Source organism: Pseudoalteromonas piratica (genome assembly GCF_000788395.1).
GTDB lineage: Bacteria > Pseudomonadota > Gammaproteobacteria > Enterobacterales > Alteromonadaceae > Pseudoalteromonas > Pseudoalteromonas piratica.
The window spans coordinates 330,618-344,499 of sequence record NZ_CP009889.1 but is presented as its reverse complement, the minus strand read 5'-3'; the positions used below and the strand labels follow the sequence as shown (position 1 = coordinate 344,499).

Below are 13,882 nucleotides of genomic sequence, written 5' to 3'. Positions count from 1 at the left end.
GGCTATTTCTCCACCAAATAATAGGTAGCTAATGGTGCCAAAGTGAGCGAAATGCTGTTTTCAAAGCCATGATTTGCTTCATTTAGCACAGCAATGTCTGTTTCAACCGGCACACCGCTACCGCCAAATTGAATATCGTCTGTATTGAGCACTAATTTGTAGCGTTTCGCGTTGGGCACGCCCAATTTAAACTGTGTGCGTACTTCAGGGGTAAAATTACATATTGCAATGACCTTTGACTGTTCGCCACTTTGTCGCACAAAGCTAAATACGCTTTGCTCAGCATTGCCACCATCAATCCAACGAAAGCCTTCACCGCTATTATCCATTTCATAAAATGCAGGATAGGCTTTGTAGAGGCTATTCAATGATTTAATAAGGGTGTAAACACCTTGATGCTTTGCTTCATCAAGTAAATGCCAATCCAAGCTAAAATCGTGATCCCACTCATGGTATTGCGCAAACTCCCCCCCCATAAACAACAGCTTTTTGCCTGGATGTGCCCACATAAAGCCATAAAATGCGCGTAGATTTGCAAATTTTTGCCAATCATCTCCAGGCATTTTATTAATTAGGGATCCCTTGCCATGAACGACTTCGTCATGGGACAGCGGTAATATGTAATTTTCACTAAAGGCATATACTAACGAAAAGGTCATTTCGTTGTGGTGATGACGACGATAAAGTGGGTCTTTTTTAATATACTCCAGGCTATCGTTCATCCAGCCCATATTCCATTTAAAACCGAAGCCAAGCCCTGATTGGTCTGTTGGTTTGGTGACACCCGGCCAGGCAGTTGACTCTTCGGCAATGGTGACAATATTTGGATTCTCACCATACACAGTGGCATTGATCTGCTGAAGCAAACTAATCGCCCCGAGATTTTCGCGACCACCAAAACAATTAGGTACCCACTCGCCCTCTTTACGGCTGTAATCGAGATAAAGCATAGACGCCACAGCATCAACGCGGAGCCCATCAATACCAAATTCATTTAACCAATAGGTTGCATTTGACAGCAAAAAGCTGCGTACTTCAGCGCGATCATAATTATAAATATGTGTATTCCAATCAGGATGATACCCCTGACGCTTGTCGGCGTGTTCATATAAGTGAGTACCATCAAACATTGCCAAGCCATGGGGATCATTTGGGAAATGTCCCGGTACCCAGTCAATTAATACACCTATGCCTGCCGCTTTTATTTTGCCAATAAACTCGGAAAACGCATTAATATCACCAAAGCGACTGGTTGGAGCAAATAAGCCCACAGGTTGATATCCCCAAGAGCCATCAAATGGAAATTCGCTAATTGGCATTAACTGAATATGAGTAAAACCAAGATCTAACACGTATGGAATTAACTGTTCTGCTAACTCGGTATAATTTAAATATCCATTGCCCTGTTCAACATTGCGACGCCAAGACCCTAAGTGCACTTCATAAATGCTGATCGCTTGGTTAAATTGATTGATAAGTGCTATTGGCTGATGATTTTGTGGCAAGCTTGCAACTTGAGAAGCGGTATGAGGCGGTAATTGCATTTGCATGGCAAATGGATCTGCTTTTTCAATACGCTGATTATGCTCGGTTAAAAGCGAGTATTTGTAGTGTTTGCCCGACAAATCTTCTGCAATAAAAATTTCCCATACGCCTGAAGCTGGGTGAAAACGCATTGGGTAACAGCTCGCATCCCAATGATTAAAATCACCAATTACTGAAACAGACTTCGCATTAGGCGCCCATACTGTAAAACGGGTACCTTTAATGCCTTGATGAGTAATCACATGCGCGCCAAAATGGCGATAACCATGGGCAAGTGTTCCCTGATTAAATAAATACATAGCATCATCATCGAGGGTAGATGCAAAGCTATAGGGTAAAAAACGCTGCACCTGGCAGTCACCGAAATCAATATCCAGCTGAATTGGCTCTGGTACCTTGTTGTTACTAACGACCAGTTGAAAAAGGCCTGTCTGCTGCAGTTGCTCCATTTTCAACAACTGCTTATTGGCGCACACTGACACCTTCTTCGCACCTGGTATAAAGCAACGTACAATCGATAATTCTTGGTTAATAACGTGCTTACCCAAAAAGCTAAACGCATTAATAAAATCTGCACGTTGTAATGAATGCGCTTTTTCTAAGGATTGTTGTTCTTCATTTAGCTGGCTAAGTGAAACTAAATTAGCTACTGACATGATCTCTCCTAGCATTTAATAGCTGCCAAAAACGTCTGTTTTCAACATTGATTGCTTGCTCTTCACTACTGAGTGGGCCAAAAATGTGCGCTAAAGAGCAAGATAAGCGACGTCGCCAGTTGGGGTATTCTTGGTCGGTTCCTGGGATATTAACGGCAAGGGTTTCACCACTTAAGTCATCCAGTTGAAGGCATAAAAATTGTGCCTTTGTGGTTGCAAGTGTGAGTACAACTGCACGATAAATACTCTCTGCATCATTTTTAACAGGCATTTCATTTGCTTCTTTTAACCAGTTAATCAGTGCGTGCTTGTCATGTTCGCGTTGCGTTAAATCGAAACCATATTGCGCATCATTTGAGTAAAGTTGGTATTTAGCTCGAGTGTCTATATCAAGCTTTTGCCACCATGCATAAAATGGCGCGACATCGTGGTTGGCAACCATCAAAAGGGCATGTTTTCGATGCTCTTTGGGTGATAAAAACTGTCCTTCAGCGTTTTTTTCAAAATAGAAAATATCATTGCCATAGACGTGTGCTGCATCTAAATCATGTTTAATTTGATCAGGTACAACCCCCAAATCTTCGCCAATTACTAAGCATTGATTGAGATGGCTTTCTAGGCACAAAATAGCCAACAGTTCCTGAAAGGGGTAATAGACATAACACCCTTCGGGATTGTTATTTACACTAATACACCACCACAAGCGCAGTAGTCCCATAACATGATCAATGCGCAAACCACCCGCAATCATATTTGCACGAATTAAGGCAATAAAATGTGAGTAGTGAGAGGCTTTTAACTTAACAGGATCTTGCACCGCTAAACCCCAATCTTGACCATCACGCGCCCAAGGATCGGGTGGTGCACCAATGTTGGCGTGCTGCACAAACAGCGAGCGATTGCGAGCATATTCTTCACCATCACGGGTGCAGCCCACCGCTAAATCAAGGATTAACCCTATTTTCATACCTTTTGATTTTGCGTAGCGCTGGCAATAACCTAATTGCTCCTTAGCAACCCACTGTAAATAGTACTCATACTGTGAAATTTGCCAGTCAGCATGGCACTCAACAAACTGCTCAAAATCAACAGCCCTGTCGGTGTTTTTGGCTAACTCAAGCTCACAAAAATTAAGGTACATTACCTTAAAGCATTGATACTTGTGTTGCGTAGCCTCACTGTAGTCAATAAATGGCTGCTCACTGCGGTATTCACCATTAGGCAAGCTGTAATCAATACACAGACGTGGGCTGATATAAAGCGGGTTGATTTGGTTACGGTCGTTTGGACTATATGGACTCGCTCTTTCAGGTTCTTTTGCAAACAGCTTATGCAAGGGGTTTAACAAAATGTAATCCGCCCCTTTCTCACTGCTTCGCTGAACCAATTCTTTTAAAGATGAAAAATCACCAAAACCACTTTCACGCTTATCTCGCAAAGTATAAAGCTGACACGAAATTCCCCACGGTCTTTGACTTTCATTTAATGAAAAACAACTGGGTGGTGCCACAGCTAATGTCGCATTTGATCTTTGAGCTTTTGAAATTTGTGAAGTGAAAACAACTTCAACTTGATAGTAGTTTGCTTCAAGTGCCGGTAAGTCAATCTGATACTCTGAGTAACGCACATCATCAATAACATAGTTACCTACTTCAATGCTCTCTGAGAGATCGACTGCCAAACGGCAAAACGCATTACCACCTTGTAAAATAACAATTTCAAGGTGTTTGTTTGGCTCGTAACTCTGCGCACGCACCTTTAGCAAGGCATGTTCAGTTGACGTTACTTGAAACTCATTAACGAGTGTTTTCCAAGGCAATGCATCAAGGCGAAAGTTTGTTTCGCGAATCGCTTGCTGATTAGTAACATCATGACCACACGCTTTGAGTATGTGTTGCCTTACATCATCACTGATACGTGTTTGCTGTCCGTAATAATCAACATAATCGAGTGCTACCCCTTGTAGGTAGCAGAGCTGTTCTACTGCATTCACTCAAATTAAACTCGCGCTGTAGAAACAACTGAGTTATCAGTACCAAACTCGTTTAGTAAATAGTGATCTGCAGCATGGTCATTTTGCCATTCTTGCTCGTTAACTAAGTATTTGAATTGAAAATCTTGCTCAATTGGTAAGCGCAGTTTAGTACGAAAAACCTGATCCTTTTTAACGTACTTCATTGACACTGGCTGCCAATCGTTAAACTCACCCGCCAATGATACTTGCGTATCTGCTTCAGCTGCGAATTCAAATGTTACTTCTGCTTCTTGCTTGGTCTTAAAAAATCGTTTAGTTAACATTGTGCCTTTCCTTTCCATTTAACTAACACGCTTCAAACTGCCTAGCGCATAACTGTGATTATCTAAACATAGGAATATTTACGCTTCGTGACAGTGCAGAAAAAACTATTTATGCACTTTTATGATGCAAATCTCACGAATTGACACTAAATATTCGCCATATATCCTTTTAACGCAAAATATAAGCCAAATGAGTATAGAATCTATTGAAAAAGGTACAAGCGAATTAAATTAATGCGAATGTGAATTAATTTCATGCAATTGCATTCACTAAAAGTAAGGAGGTGAGAGAGTTTTGGTATTTTGATTTTCTAAAAAATGAAAAATAAAAAGTTACCCTCTAATAGATAGAAAGTAACTTAATCCGCTATTACATTTAAAATAACTCGGTATGGTTTTTAGATAAGCTGACTTCACCGGCTATTTGGTGTGATAACTGGGATAATTGTTCCACAACTTCAAAGCTTGCTGCTTCCATAAGTGCAAGATGATGTGCAGCAGTTTGTTTATCGCCTTCAAGATTTGCATTTAAAGCGGCTAAACCATTTCTATGAACTTCAGCATGTGGTTTTTCAAGCTTTTTGAAAGCGGAAAAACTTGTGTATTTGTTGTTTCCTTCACCCTCATAATACCACTTACCTAATCGACACATTGTATGATCAGCAAAATCCTCGGGAGACTTGTTGGATAATCCTAACATCACCCGGTACACATCCATTTTCCACACAACATGGTCCATTTTAACGGTTTGTAAGAAGGCGTCTGAAGTAGAGTTAGTAATCACTGTGTACATATTTTGAGAAAATTCAACGATTCGATTTGCGGTTTTATCAATACTCGCTGTACTGTCGTTTATTTTTATACTTTTCTCACCTACACCGCTAATGCTAGTAACCACGTCTTTCATCTGATTATTAACTTGTTCAATTAATACTGAAATTTCGTTAGATGCCTCTGCAGAGCGTTGCGCTAGTGTTCTTACTTCGTCTGCCACAACCGCAAAGCCACGGCCCTGCTCACCTGCACGAGCAGCTTCAATAGCTGCGTTGAGTGCGAGCAAATTAGTTTGATCGGATATTCCTTTGATAATGTTAACAAACTCATTAATACCTTTGGTTACTTCATTGAGCTCATTGACAGAGGTAGACGCTTGTTGGGAATCATTAGAAATAATAGAAGTGGCACTAATCGTTGACTCAAGCATATCTTTTATTTGATCAAATAATTGTTGTGACGCTTTAAAGTCATCTCTGTGGGCAATGAGTTCCGTAGAAGACGCCGCTAAACTTTCTCTAATTTGACTGAGCAGCTCACCCGATTGCAGGGTTAATTTACACATTGATTCTTGATGTTGCTCTCTTGCTGAGAGTTTATCAATGTCGCCTGAAATACTTATTTTCTCTTGTTCTGTTTGCTCAAGGGCTTGGCGTAATTTAAAATTTTCTTGTTGTAAGCTTTGGTTTTCTTGTTGTAATTTTTCAAGCTCACTTTTGTTCACCCAATTAAAGAACATTAAACACCTCTGTTTATATAAATAGGTAATGCTAGAACACCTCTTACTAATACGGTATTTAGCAATAAACTGTCATCATAGTGCTCTACACTGAACACAAACGTATCGGCCAATAGCAGAAACTCTCGATTTATTTGTGATTGATTTTAAATATCTTTGCTATGTAACTTTAGACGAGAGCAATAAATAAAAACACCTTTACACAATCACAAAGCTCGTTCCTTCAATTTCTTTGGCAAGGTAAACTGCTTGATCCGCTTTTTTAATGATGGATACAGTGTCAACTAATAGCGTTGTCAATTTAAGTGAACACGAGAGCCAAGCTGTCACATTGTCTGAATCGGTAAAGATCCCAATGTGACGAATTTTTTGTATATTCATGATGCTTAAAGTAACGCTTAGTTTCATTAATTATTGAATAAAATAATGAGATCCGCATATTAAAAAGCACATTGATGAAGCGCTTATTTAAATTTAATTGCGCATTAAACACACAAAAAAACTACGTTAATAAATTTAAATTATCAAAAAATCAATATCGAATAATATTTTTTATTAATTCGATTACTTCCGCATGTATGGAAATAGAAACAAGGCATCTTCTATTAATTGCCTTTTACTACTTTTATCGAGATAAATAGCGTAAATATCACGACTATATTCTGGTGCCCCTTCAACGCGATACAGCTTGCCTTTGCGCATTGGTTCAAAACATATCTGCTTAGGCAAATAAGCACAGCCACCCGCTTCGAGAATAAAATTCATCGCTATTTTAGGTTGATTCATATGATGGCGAATCGCATTTGTTTCACTGTAATCTCGCAGGATCTGGCTATTAACCGATTCACCGTATTCAACCATCACCATATTATCTACCTCGTCTTGTTTAATGCCTTTTTCAGTCGAGACTAGCTGTAATGGCACAGTCGCAACTTTTTCATTAACAATGTCTTCGACAAACGGTGGTTCAAATAAAAAAGCAATGTCTATCAAACGACTAATTACTTGTTTTCGAAGCTCTAACGGCGAGAATGTATGCGTAAACAAGTGCACATCATCAAGATTTCGGTGAATTTTCTGCAGCCAATCTTGGAGGATAATATCCCAAATTGAAATCATTGAACCCACCGATAATTGCGATGAATTTGATTGGGCAACACCAACATCTTGCTTAAGTTTTTGCCACATTAAGATCATTTCATTGGCGTGTTTCACCAAGCGATGCCCTTCTGCTGTAAGTTTTAACCTTTTTTGTGTACGGTCAAATAGTTGGACGCCAAGCTCTTCTTCCAACAATTTGATTCGGCTACTAATGGCAGCTTGTGTTAGGTATAAATTATCCGCTGCAACCCGTACATGTAATGTACGACTTACTTCTAAAAACGTGGTTAAAAGATCGATTTTCATACAAAAAGCGCCTGTTTGATAAATTTTTTCTATTAAACAACATATTTTATTTTGTTTTTATTTTTAAAAATTATCAACTAACTTTGCAAACATAAATTATGGATGGGCAATAAAGAACCGATTGGGAGCCAAATTGTGAAAATTGCTATTTTATCTAGAAACGAAAACTTATATTCAACACGCCGCCTTAAAGAGGCTGGCATTGCACGTGGTCATGAAGTAGATGTTATTGACACACTTCACTGCTACATGGACATCACCAGCAGTCGACCTGCTGTGCGCTACCATGGTAAAGAATTACCTAAATACGATGCGATTATTCCACGTATTGGTGCATCAGTTACCTTTTACGGAACCGCAGTTGCAAGACAGTTTGAAATGATGGGCACCTTTAATGTAAACGAGTCAGTGGCAATCAGCCGTTCTCGCGATAAGCTTCGTTCATTACAACTTTTATCGCGTAAAGGTATTGGCTTACCGCGCACTGGATTTGCGAGTAAACCAGACAACATTAAAGACTTAATCAAAAATGTTGGTGGTGCGCCATTAGTGATTAAATTACTAGAAGGTACGCAGGGTATTGGGGTGGTATTAGCTGATACAGCGAAAGCTGCTGAAAGCATCATCGAAGCATTTATGGGCTTAAAAGCAAACATCTTGGTGCAAGAATACATCAAAGAAGCCGGTGGTGCAGACATTCGTTGCTTGGTTGTTGGTGGCAAAGTTGTGGCTGCAATGAAGCGCCAAGGTGCAGAGGGCGAGTTTCGTTCAAACCTGCATCGTGGTGGCAGTGCTGAACTTGTAAAACTCACAAAAGAAGAGCGCGCAACAGCTGTTAACGCAGCAAAAGTAATGGGCCTTAATTTCTGTGGTGTCGATTTACTTCGCTCACATAATGGTCCAATGGTAATGGAAGTAAATTCATCACCCGGCCTTGAAGGTATTGAAAGTGCTACAGGGCTTGATGTTGCAGGTAAACTGATTGAGTTTATTGAAAAAACATCAAAGTCAGCTACGAATAAGACCAAAGGTCAAGGTTAATTAAAAGGTTAGCGTATAACGATGGACAAATTGATTATTGGTGAACACACCATTTTGCCTGGCGAAACGAAAAAAATCGATTTGCCAGTGGCAAAACTCTATACCGATGCCGAAGTGCATTTACCAGTGCATATTATTCGCGGTAAAAAACCGGGCCCAACCATGTTTATCAGTGCTGCGGTTCATGGTGACGAGCTCAATGGCATTGAAATCATCAGACGTTTGATGAACCTAAAAGGATTTAAAATTTCCGCAGGTACATTAATCGCAGTGCCAATGGTGAATGTGTATGGAGTAATAAACCAAAGCCGTTACATGCCAGATAGACGCGATTTAAACCGCAGCTTTCCGGGCTCTGCAAAAGGTTCATTAGCAGCACGTGTAGCGAATATTTTCTTGAAAGAAATCGTAAGCCATTGCGACTACGGAATTGATTTACATACTGGTGCCATTCACCGTTCGAATCTACCACAGATCCGCGCACAGTTGGCAGATGAAGAAACGCTTGCACTTGCAAATGCATTTGGCGCACCAGTCATCTTAAATTCGGAAATTATCGACGGCTCTCTGCGCGATGCCGCGGTAGATAATGGCACAAAAGTACTGCTTTATGAGGCTGGTGAAGCCCTACGCTTTGATGAGTTTTCGATTCGAGCTGGCATCAAGGGTATTGTAAATGTATTACGTCATTTAAAAATGACACCAAAAGGCAGAGCGCGTAAGAAAACCGTGACGCAGTTTGTTGCAAATAACAGTGGCTGGGTACGGGCCACCAGTAGTGGTATTGTCACTCACTTATTTAATTTGGGCGATCAAGTTAAAAAAGGCCAAGTGCTTGCCGAAATAGGCAGTCCATATGGTGAGATACTGACCGAAGTACTTGCCAATAAAAGTGGTGTGATCATCGGAAAACAAAACATTCCTTTAGTTCAAGAAGGCGAGGCCATGTACCACATTGCCTACTTTAAAGAAGACGATGAGGAAATTGCAGAACATATTGGTAGTGTCGAAGAAGAGTTGGTAAACCATATTGAAAGCAGTGAGGGATTGCTATGAGTGAGAGAATCATAATCGGTCATGTAGAAAACATTGACCTACCCGATTTGGGCATTACGCAAATGACGGTTCGTGTTGATACAGGTGCACAAACATCATCATTACACGTGGATAATATTCAGCGCACAAAGCTTGATAAAAAGCCTGCGGTTTCGTTTGACATTCACCCAGAGATACACAATGTCGAAAAAACGGTGCGCTGTACGGCTATTTTGCATGACATTCGTAAAGTGAAATCATCAAATGGTATGAGTGAACAACGTTATGTCATTAAAACACCCGCTATTTTGGGAAATCACAAGTGGCATATCGAAATCACTTTAACAGATCGATCAGATATGACGTATCTTATGTTGTTAGGACGACAAGCAATGGGCGATCATTTTTATATCGATCCGGCAAATGGCTTTGTTGCGTCGCAAACGGAACTTTAAAGTCGAAATATAAGTAAAACCCCTTTGCTGTCAATGGCTGAAAATTGTGAGTAGAAACAACGCATTTTTGCAGCCATATTCTCAAAAAAAAACGAATAACAGAGGAAACGTGAATGTTTGAACAACTTAAATATTGGTTGAATTACCCACTATTTAAATTTAATGAACGTGTTATCACATTAATTGAAGTATTAGCTGTACCACTTTGGATAATTGCCAGTGTGTGGTTTTCGCACTTTTTAATTAAATTAATTGGCAAACGTTTAACTAAAAAGAACAAAGATCCGAATATTGTTCATTTAGTACAGCGAATTTTATATGTTATCGCGTTAGCTATCATCTTTATGACGACGTTGTCGATGGTCAACGTGCCAATTACCGCCTTTGCATTTTTATCCGGTGCTATCGCGATTGGTTTCGGTTTCGGTGCACAAAATATTATTAACAACTTTATCAGTGGCTGGATTTTAATGGGCGAAAAGCCTATTCGTATAGGCGACTTTCTCGAAGTTGAAGGCGTAAAAGGTGTGGTTGAAGAGATCAATACACGTTCAACGCGAATTCGTCGCGTTGACGGTGTTCACATGCTTATTCCAAACAGTAAATTACTTGAAAATACGGTGACTAACTGGACGCTTAGAGACAAATTGGTGCGCGGTACTGTTGCTGTTGGAGTGGCCTATGGTACCGATTGTAAAAAGGTCAAAGAAATCATGTTAGCAGTGGCCAATGCGCAGCCAGAAACCCTCAATGAAGATGGCAGAGCACCACTGGTTTTTTTCCAAGATTTTGGCGACAACTCTCTGCTATTTGAGGTGTATTTTTGGATTAATTCGCAGGTTGAGGGCGGCTTACGATTAGTAGCAAGTAATATACGCTTTGAATTAGATGAAGCCTTTAAAGCAGCGGATATCACTATCGCTTTTCCACAGCGTGATATTCACCTTGATGGCACGCTGAACATTGTAAATCAGCAGTCAAATTCCTAGGTTTTAATGGCTCGGTGGCGTAATAACAGGATGTACATTACACACTGAGCCAATTTAATTTAGTAGAGCATGTGTGACTCAGTAACATTGGCGATGATTAAAAATGGCTATCACTATGGGCAATAGTAAGCGCGTCTTACAAGCCAATTTTTAGAAAGGTTATCAGACTATGAAGCAAAATTTTATTATTGAAGGTTGGCAGATCAACGCAAATTCAGCACCTTCCAAAGTCGAAACTGGCGAGCAATTACAAAACCAAAATTACTGGGTACACTGTGATAGATCCTCTAATGAGTTTGAGCAATGGCTTAAAGAACTTGGTTTAGATGAATCAATTATCGAATCATTACTCGCAACTGATACCCGACCACGTTTTCAACAAATTGATAAGCATCGCTTCTTTTTAATACTACGCGGTGTCAACCTTAACCCAGGTAAAGAACCGGATGATATGCTCACAGTTCGTCTGTTATATACACCAGAGCGCGTTGTGACTTGTAGCTTACAACGGCTGCGCGCAATAGAAGCAGTTTCGACACAAATGCAAACGGGTAAAGGCCCTGAAACACTTGAGTACCTCGTGTTGGAAATACTGAATCAGCTCAACAGCAAAATTGAATCAGTTATCGAGCCAATAGAGCAATTTATTGATTCCCAAGACAATGATTCTTTTAACTCAAATGAAATTGCCGAAATTAGCGTACAAAATCGTAAATTACTGCGTCTAAATCGCTTTTTAAAGCCTCAAGTGTATGCATTAGCATCATTGTGTAAAAACAAAGTGACGACTTTTCATGAGTATGAGGTTGATTTGGCGAATCAGTTGGACACCTTATCACGCATTGTAGACACTATTGATTTCTATATTGCGCAAATTGATGTCATAAATAATCGCATTTCACAATTACACAGTGAGATTATGAATCGCAATACCTATTTATTATCAATCATTGCGGGGATTTTCTTACCGCTTGGTTTTTTAACCGGTCTATTTGGCATTAACATTGGCGGCATGCCAGGGGTAGAGAATCCTAATGCCTTTTATCTGTTTTGTGGGATCCTCACAGGTATTGGTGTCTTTGCATTGGTTTTATTTCGACGCTGGAAATTTCTTTGATATGCCAACTAATTGATTATTTCACACTTAGTAACGTTATGATCTCTTCTATCAGCGCCGCCTGCGGCGCTGATTTTTTATGGGTTAAATACACCGGGCGTGTCAGTTGCATCGAACTGGCAATATTATAAAGTCGTCCTTCATCAATGTGCCCTTGTACTAAGTGGGTCGGCAAGTATGCAAACCCACTGTGAGCCAGCATAAGGTCAAACGCGATTACCGCGGTGGAAGTTCGGTGCATTGCTTGCACTTTATGTTGCGAGGTATGTTCCTTCGCAAATGTGATTCCCCAATCAACAAAAATGTAATTGCTCACATCATCTCTGAATTCAGCTTCAGTGCCAACCAAGGTAATATCAAAATGACCAATTAAGGTATTAGTAAAATCACTGTCTTTTATAGGATCCGTTAAAAAGGCAATGCTCAAGCTTTTATCATCTAATTTACGTTGAATCGCTTCGCGCACAGATATTTCGGTACCGACCACAACTGAGTTGAGTCTGGCGTTCATCTCACTCATGTGACCACTTAAAAAGGCATCCCAAACGTTCGGTGTGGCAGCAATATTAAAAAGCTCTTTTTGCTTACTGGCACTGCCCACAACTGTTTTTGATTGGTCAATTTGCTCAATTACTAAATGCGCGAAGGGCAATAATGCCGATCCTGCGGGGGTTAACGTTAGATTGTTTTTATCGCGGATAAACATTGGCGTATTGTAATACTCTTCGAGTTGCTTAATACGTGCGCTCACGGCTGCCTGCGTTATGTATAGCTGCTCAGCGGCTTTACCAAAATGTTTATTTTCAGCCACTGCGATGAACGTTTTAAAAACCTTAATATCCATGATTTTACCTAGTTTTATACGCCCTATTAATCTAAAGATTTTTTGTTATATCGACAATAATTATTTGCTTTTCATTTGCTCAATCAGGCCCTAAATTTAGCGCAGAAACTAACCCAGAGGACTGGACATGAAACTTATTAAAATAATCGTATTTGGTTTACTTGTGATGACAAGTCCTACGATTGTTAAAGCCGAAGAAGCTGCAAAAGCGCCTCCGTCGATAGTGCTTAATTATTTAGAGTATTGTCAGGGTATTCTAATTGATAATGATAGTGAGCACGAAACAAACTTACTCAACTGTGTTAACACAGAATTAGAAGGTGATGGGTTCACACCATTCGCTAACTACAGAGCATTAATAGCATATGTAGAATCAGGTGAAGACTAGTGGAAACGGCAATTCGAAGAGGTAAATCACCTTTTAATGCGAATAATATTTTCCCACTAGGCATAGCAAGAAGCGGCTACTTTACCAGTAACGAATCGGAGGTATTAATTACCTATGGTGACACCTTATTCGCACTGCAAAATGGCTTACTTTCTCCTGAAAACGCAGAAGAAGCAATGTTTGTAGCCGAGTTAAACAGTGAAGAAGCAGCCACACTTTACGCAGTAAAACTGTGGCAAAAATTTCTATTCGCGATGACCGCAAGCAATGGCTTTTAGTCGTCGCCAAAGAGGGGCTGAAAAGCCGTTTGTTTATAACCTTAATTGTTGTATTAAAAATACCAAGTAATGAGTTTAAAAGGTGTTTAAAGATGGATATTGACGAAGCTGATTTCGATTATGATGATGAGCTGGAAGTGAAATATCAAATTTCCTATACATCAGGAAAACCGGCGCCAATGCAAAACAAAAAACGTTTATCGCCTTGGCAACGAATTGAATTGTTAAAAGATGAAGCGAAGCTCAATAGGCAACTAGCGAATAACCACTTCGATTTTTACGATTAATCAAATTAACTGTACTTGTTGAAATTTTA

15 protein-coding genes and 1 pseudogene are annotated in these 13,882 nt (G+C 39.9%); 8 read left to right on the top strand and 8 right to left on the bottom strand.

Annotated features, from left to right (window positions below):
* Positions 1-2: 2 nt before the first annotated feature.
* The 7 genes and pseudogenes from glgB to OM33_RS16290 form a co-directional block, all read right to left on the bottom strand.
* Positions 3-2,201, bottom strand: a complete 2,199-nt coding sequence (glgB, locus tag OM33_RS16315; RefSeq protein ID WP_052141107.1) for a 1,4-alpha-glucan branching protein GlgB — start codon at positions 2,199-2,201, stop codon at positions 3-5.
* Positions 2,188-4,194, bottom strand: coding sequence for a 4-alpha-glucanotransferase (malQ, locus tag OM33_RS16310; RefSeq protein ID WP_052141106.1), 2,007 nt, complete (start codon positions 4,192-4,194; stop codon positions 2,188-2,190). The genes glgB and malQ overlap by 14 nt, the downstream gene beginning before the upstream one ends.
* 5 nt (positions 4,195-4,199) lie before the next feature.
* Positions 4,200-4,499 carry an isoamylase early set domain-containing protein gene (locus tag OM33_RS16305; protein ID WP_040135115.1) on the bottom strand — a complete coding sequence of 100 codons (300 nt, stop codon included), beginning with the start codon at positions 4,497-4,499 and terminating at the stop codon, positions 4,200-4,202.
* Between the two features lie 376 nt (positions 4,500-4,875).
* Positions 4,876-5,238 (bottom strand): CZB domain-containing protein, encoded by a 363-nt coding sequence (locus OM33_RS23075; RefSeq protein ID WP_407681063.1) that lies wholly within the window; start codon positions 5,236-5,238, stop codon positions 4,876-4,878.
* 93 nt (positions 5,239-5,331) lie between these two features.
* Positions 5,332-5,703 (bottom strand): annotated as a pseudogene (locus OM33_RS23070) (methyl-accepting chemotaxis protein); the annotation flags it as partial.
* Between the two features lie 507 nt (positions 5,704-6,210).
* The gene (locus tag OM33_RS16295) at positions 6,211-6,393 is read right to left on the bottom strand and encodes a hypothetical protein (protein WP_040135113.1); all 183 of its coding nucleotides are present in this window, start codon (positions 6,391-6,393) and stop codon (positions 6,211-6,213) included.
* 183 nt (positions 6,394-6,576) lie between these two features.
* The gene (locus OM33_RS16290) at positions 6,577-7,419 is read right to left on the bottom strand and encodes a LysR family transcriptional regulator (RefSeq protein ID WP_040135112.1); all 843 of its coding nucleotides are present in this window, start codon (positions 7,417-7,419) and stop codon (positions 6,577-6,579) included.
* A gap of 135 nt (positions 7,420-7,554) precedes the next feature.
* On the opposite strand from OM33_RS16290, the gene rimK reads away from it, so the two are divergent.
* The 5 genes from rimK (at position 7,555) to OM33_RS16265 (ending at position 12,056) form a co-directional block, all read left to right on the top strand.
* Positions 7,555-8,460, top strand: coding sequence for a 30S ribosomal protein S6--L-glutamate ligase (gene rimK, locus OM33_RS16285; RefSeq protein ID WP_040136871.1), 906 nt, complete (start codon positions 7,555-7,557; stop codon positions 8,458-8,460).
* 21 nt (positions 8,461-8,481) lie between these two features.
* Positions 8,482-9,516 carry a succinylglutamate desuccinylase/aspartoacylase family protein gene (locus tag OM33_RS16280; protein WP_040135110.1) on the top strand — a complete coding sequence of 345 codons (1,035 nt, stop codon included), beginning with the start codon at positions 8,482-8,484 and terminating at the stop codon, positions 9,514-9,516.
* The gene (locus OM33_RS16275; protein WP_040135108.1) at positions 9,513-9,950 is read left to right on the top strand and encodes an ATP-dependent zinc protease family protein; all 438 of its coding nucleotides are present in this window, start codon (positions 9,513-9,515) and stop codon (positions 9,948-9,950) included. Before OM33_RS16280 ends, OM33_RS16275 begins: the two co-directional genes overlap by 4 nt.
* 113 nt (positions 9,951-10,063) lie before the next feature.
* A complete protein-coding gene (locus OM33_RS16270; protein ID WP_040135107.1) occupies positions 10,064-10,939 on the top strand; it encodes a mechanosensitive ion channel family protein in 876 nt (291 codons plus the stop codon).
* Between the two features lie 169 nt (positions 10,940-11,108).
* Positions 11,109-12,056 carry a zinc transporter ZntB gene (locus OM33_RS16265; RefSeq protein WP_040135105.1) on the top strand — a complete coding sequence of 316 codons (948 nt, stop codon included), beginning with the start codon at positions 11,109-11,111 and terminating at the stop codon, positions 12,054-12,056.
* 16 nt (positions 12,057-12,072) lie between these two features.
* Here the strand turns inward: OM33_RS16265 and OM33_RS16260 are convergent, their stop codons facing one another.
* Complete coding sequence (locus OM33_RS16260; RefSeq protein ID WP_052141104.1) at positions 12,073-12,900, bottom strand: LysR family transcriptional regulator; 828 nt, start codon at positions 12,898-12,900, stop codon at positions 12,073-12,075.
* A gap of 127 nt (positions 12,901-13,027) precedes the next feature.
* On the opposite strand from OM33_RS16260, the gene OM33_RS16255 reads away from it, so the two are divergent.
* Genes OM33_RS16255 through OM33_RS22605 form a run of 3 tightly spaced genes read left to right on the top strand, consistent with a single transcriptional unit; the run spans position 13,028 to position 13,853 of the window.
* On the top strand, positions 13,028-13,288 hold the full coding sequence (locus tag OM33_RS16255; protein ID WP_040135103.1) for a hypothetical protein: 261 nt from the start codon (positions 13,028-13,030) through the stop codon (positions 13,286-13,288).
* Complete coding sequence (maoP, locus tag OM33_RS16250) at positions 13,288-13,566, top strand: DUF413 domain-containing protein (protein WP_052141103.1); 279 nt, start codon at positions 13,288-13,290, stop codon at positions 13,564-13,566. The genes OM33_RS16255 and maoP overlap by 1 nt, the downstream gene beginning before the upstream one ends.
* Positions 13,521-13,853, top strand: coding sequence for a hypothetical protein (locus OM33_RS22605; RefSeq protein ID WP_199922606.1), 333 nt, complete (start codon positions 13,521-13,523; stop codon positions 13,851-13,853). Before maoP ends, OM33_RS22605 begins: the two co-directional genes overlap by 46 nt.
* Positions 13,854-13,882: the final 29 nt, after the last annotated feature.

Bases quoted from the DNA above. Each gene is read 5' to 3' on its own strand.
- OM33_RS23075 (WP_407681063.1), bottom strand. From the start codon at position 5,238: ATGGACCATGTTGTGTGGAAAATGGATGTGTACCGGGTGATGTTAGGA.
- OM33_RS16270 (WP_040135107.1), top strand. From the start codon at position 10,064: ATGTTTGAACAACTTAAATATTGGTTGAATTACCCACTATTTAAATTT.
- OM33_RS16265 (WP_040135105.1), top strand. From the start codon at position 11,109: ATGAAGCAAAATTTTATTATTGAAGGTTGGCAGATCAACGCAAATTCA.
- OM33_RS16295 (WP_040135113.1), bottom strand. From the start codon at position 6,393: ATGAATATACAAAAAATTCGTCACATTGGGATCTTTACCGATTCAGAC.
- OM33_RS16305 (WP_040135115.1), bottom strand. From the start codon at position 4,499: ATGTTAACTAAACGATTTTTTAAGACCAAGCAAGAAGCAGAAGTAACA.
- OM33_RS16260 (WP_052141104.1), bottom strand. From the start codon at position 12,900: ATGGATATTAAGGTTTTTAAAACGTTCATCGCAGTGGCTGAAAATAAA.
- OM33_RS16255 (WP_040135103.1), top strand. From the start codon at position 13,028: ATGAAACTTATTAAAATAATCGTATTTGGTTTACTTGTGATGACAAGT.
- OM33_RS16275 (WP_040135108.1), top strand. From the start codon at position 9,513: ATGAGTGAGAGAATCATAATCGGTCATGTAGAAAACATTGACCTACCC.
- OM33_RS16280 (WP_040135110.1), top strand. From the start codon at position 8,482: ATGGACAAATTGATTATTGGTGAACACACCATTTTGCCTGGCGAAACG.
- glgB (WP_052141107.1), bottom strand. From the start codon at position 2,201: ATGTCAGTAGCTAATTTAGTTTCACTTAGCCAGCTAAATGAAGAACAA.
- OM33_RS16290 (WP_040135112.1), bottom strand. From the start codon at position 7,419: ATGAAAATCGATCTTTTAACCACGTTTTTAGAAGTAAGTCGTACATTA.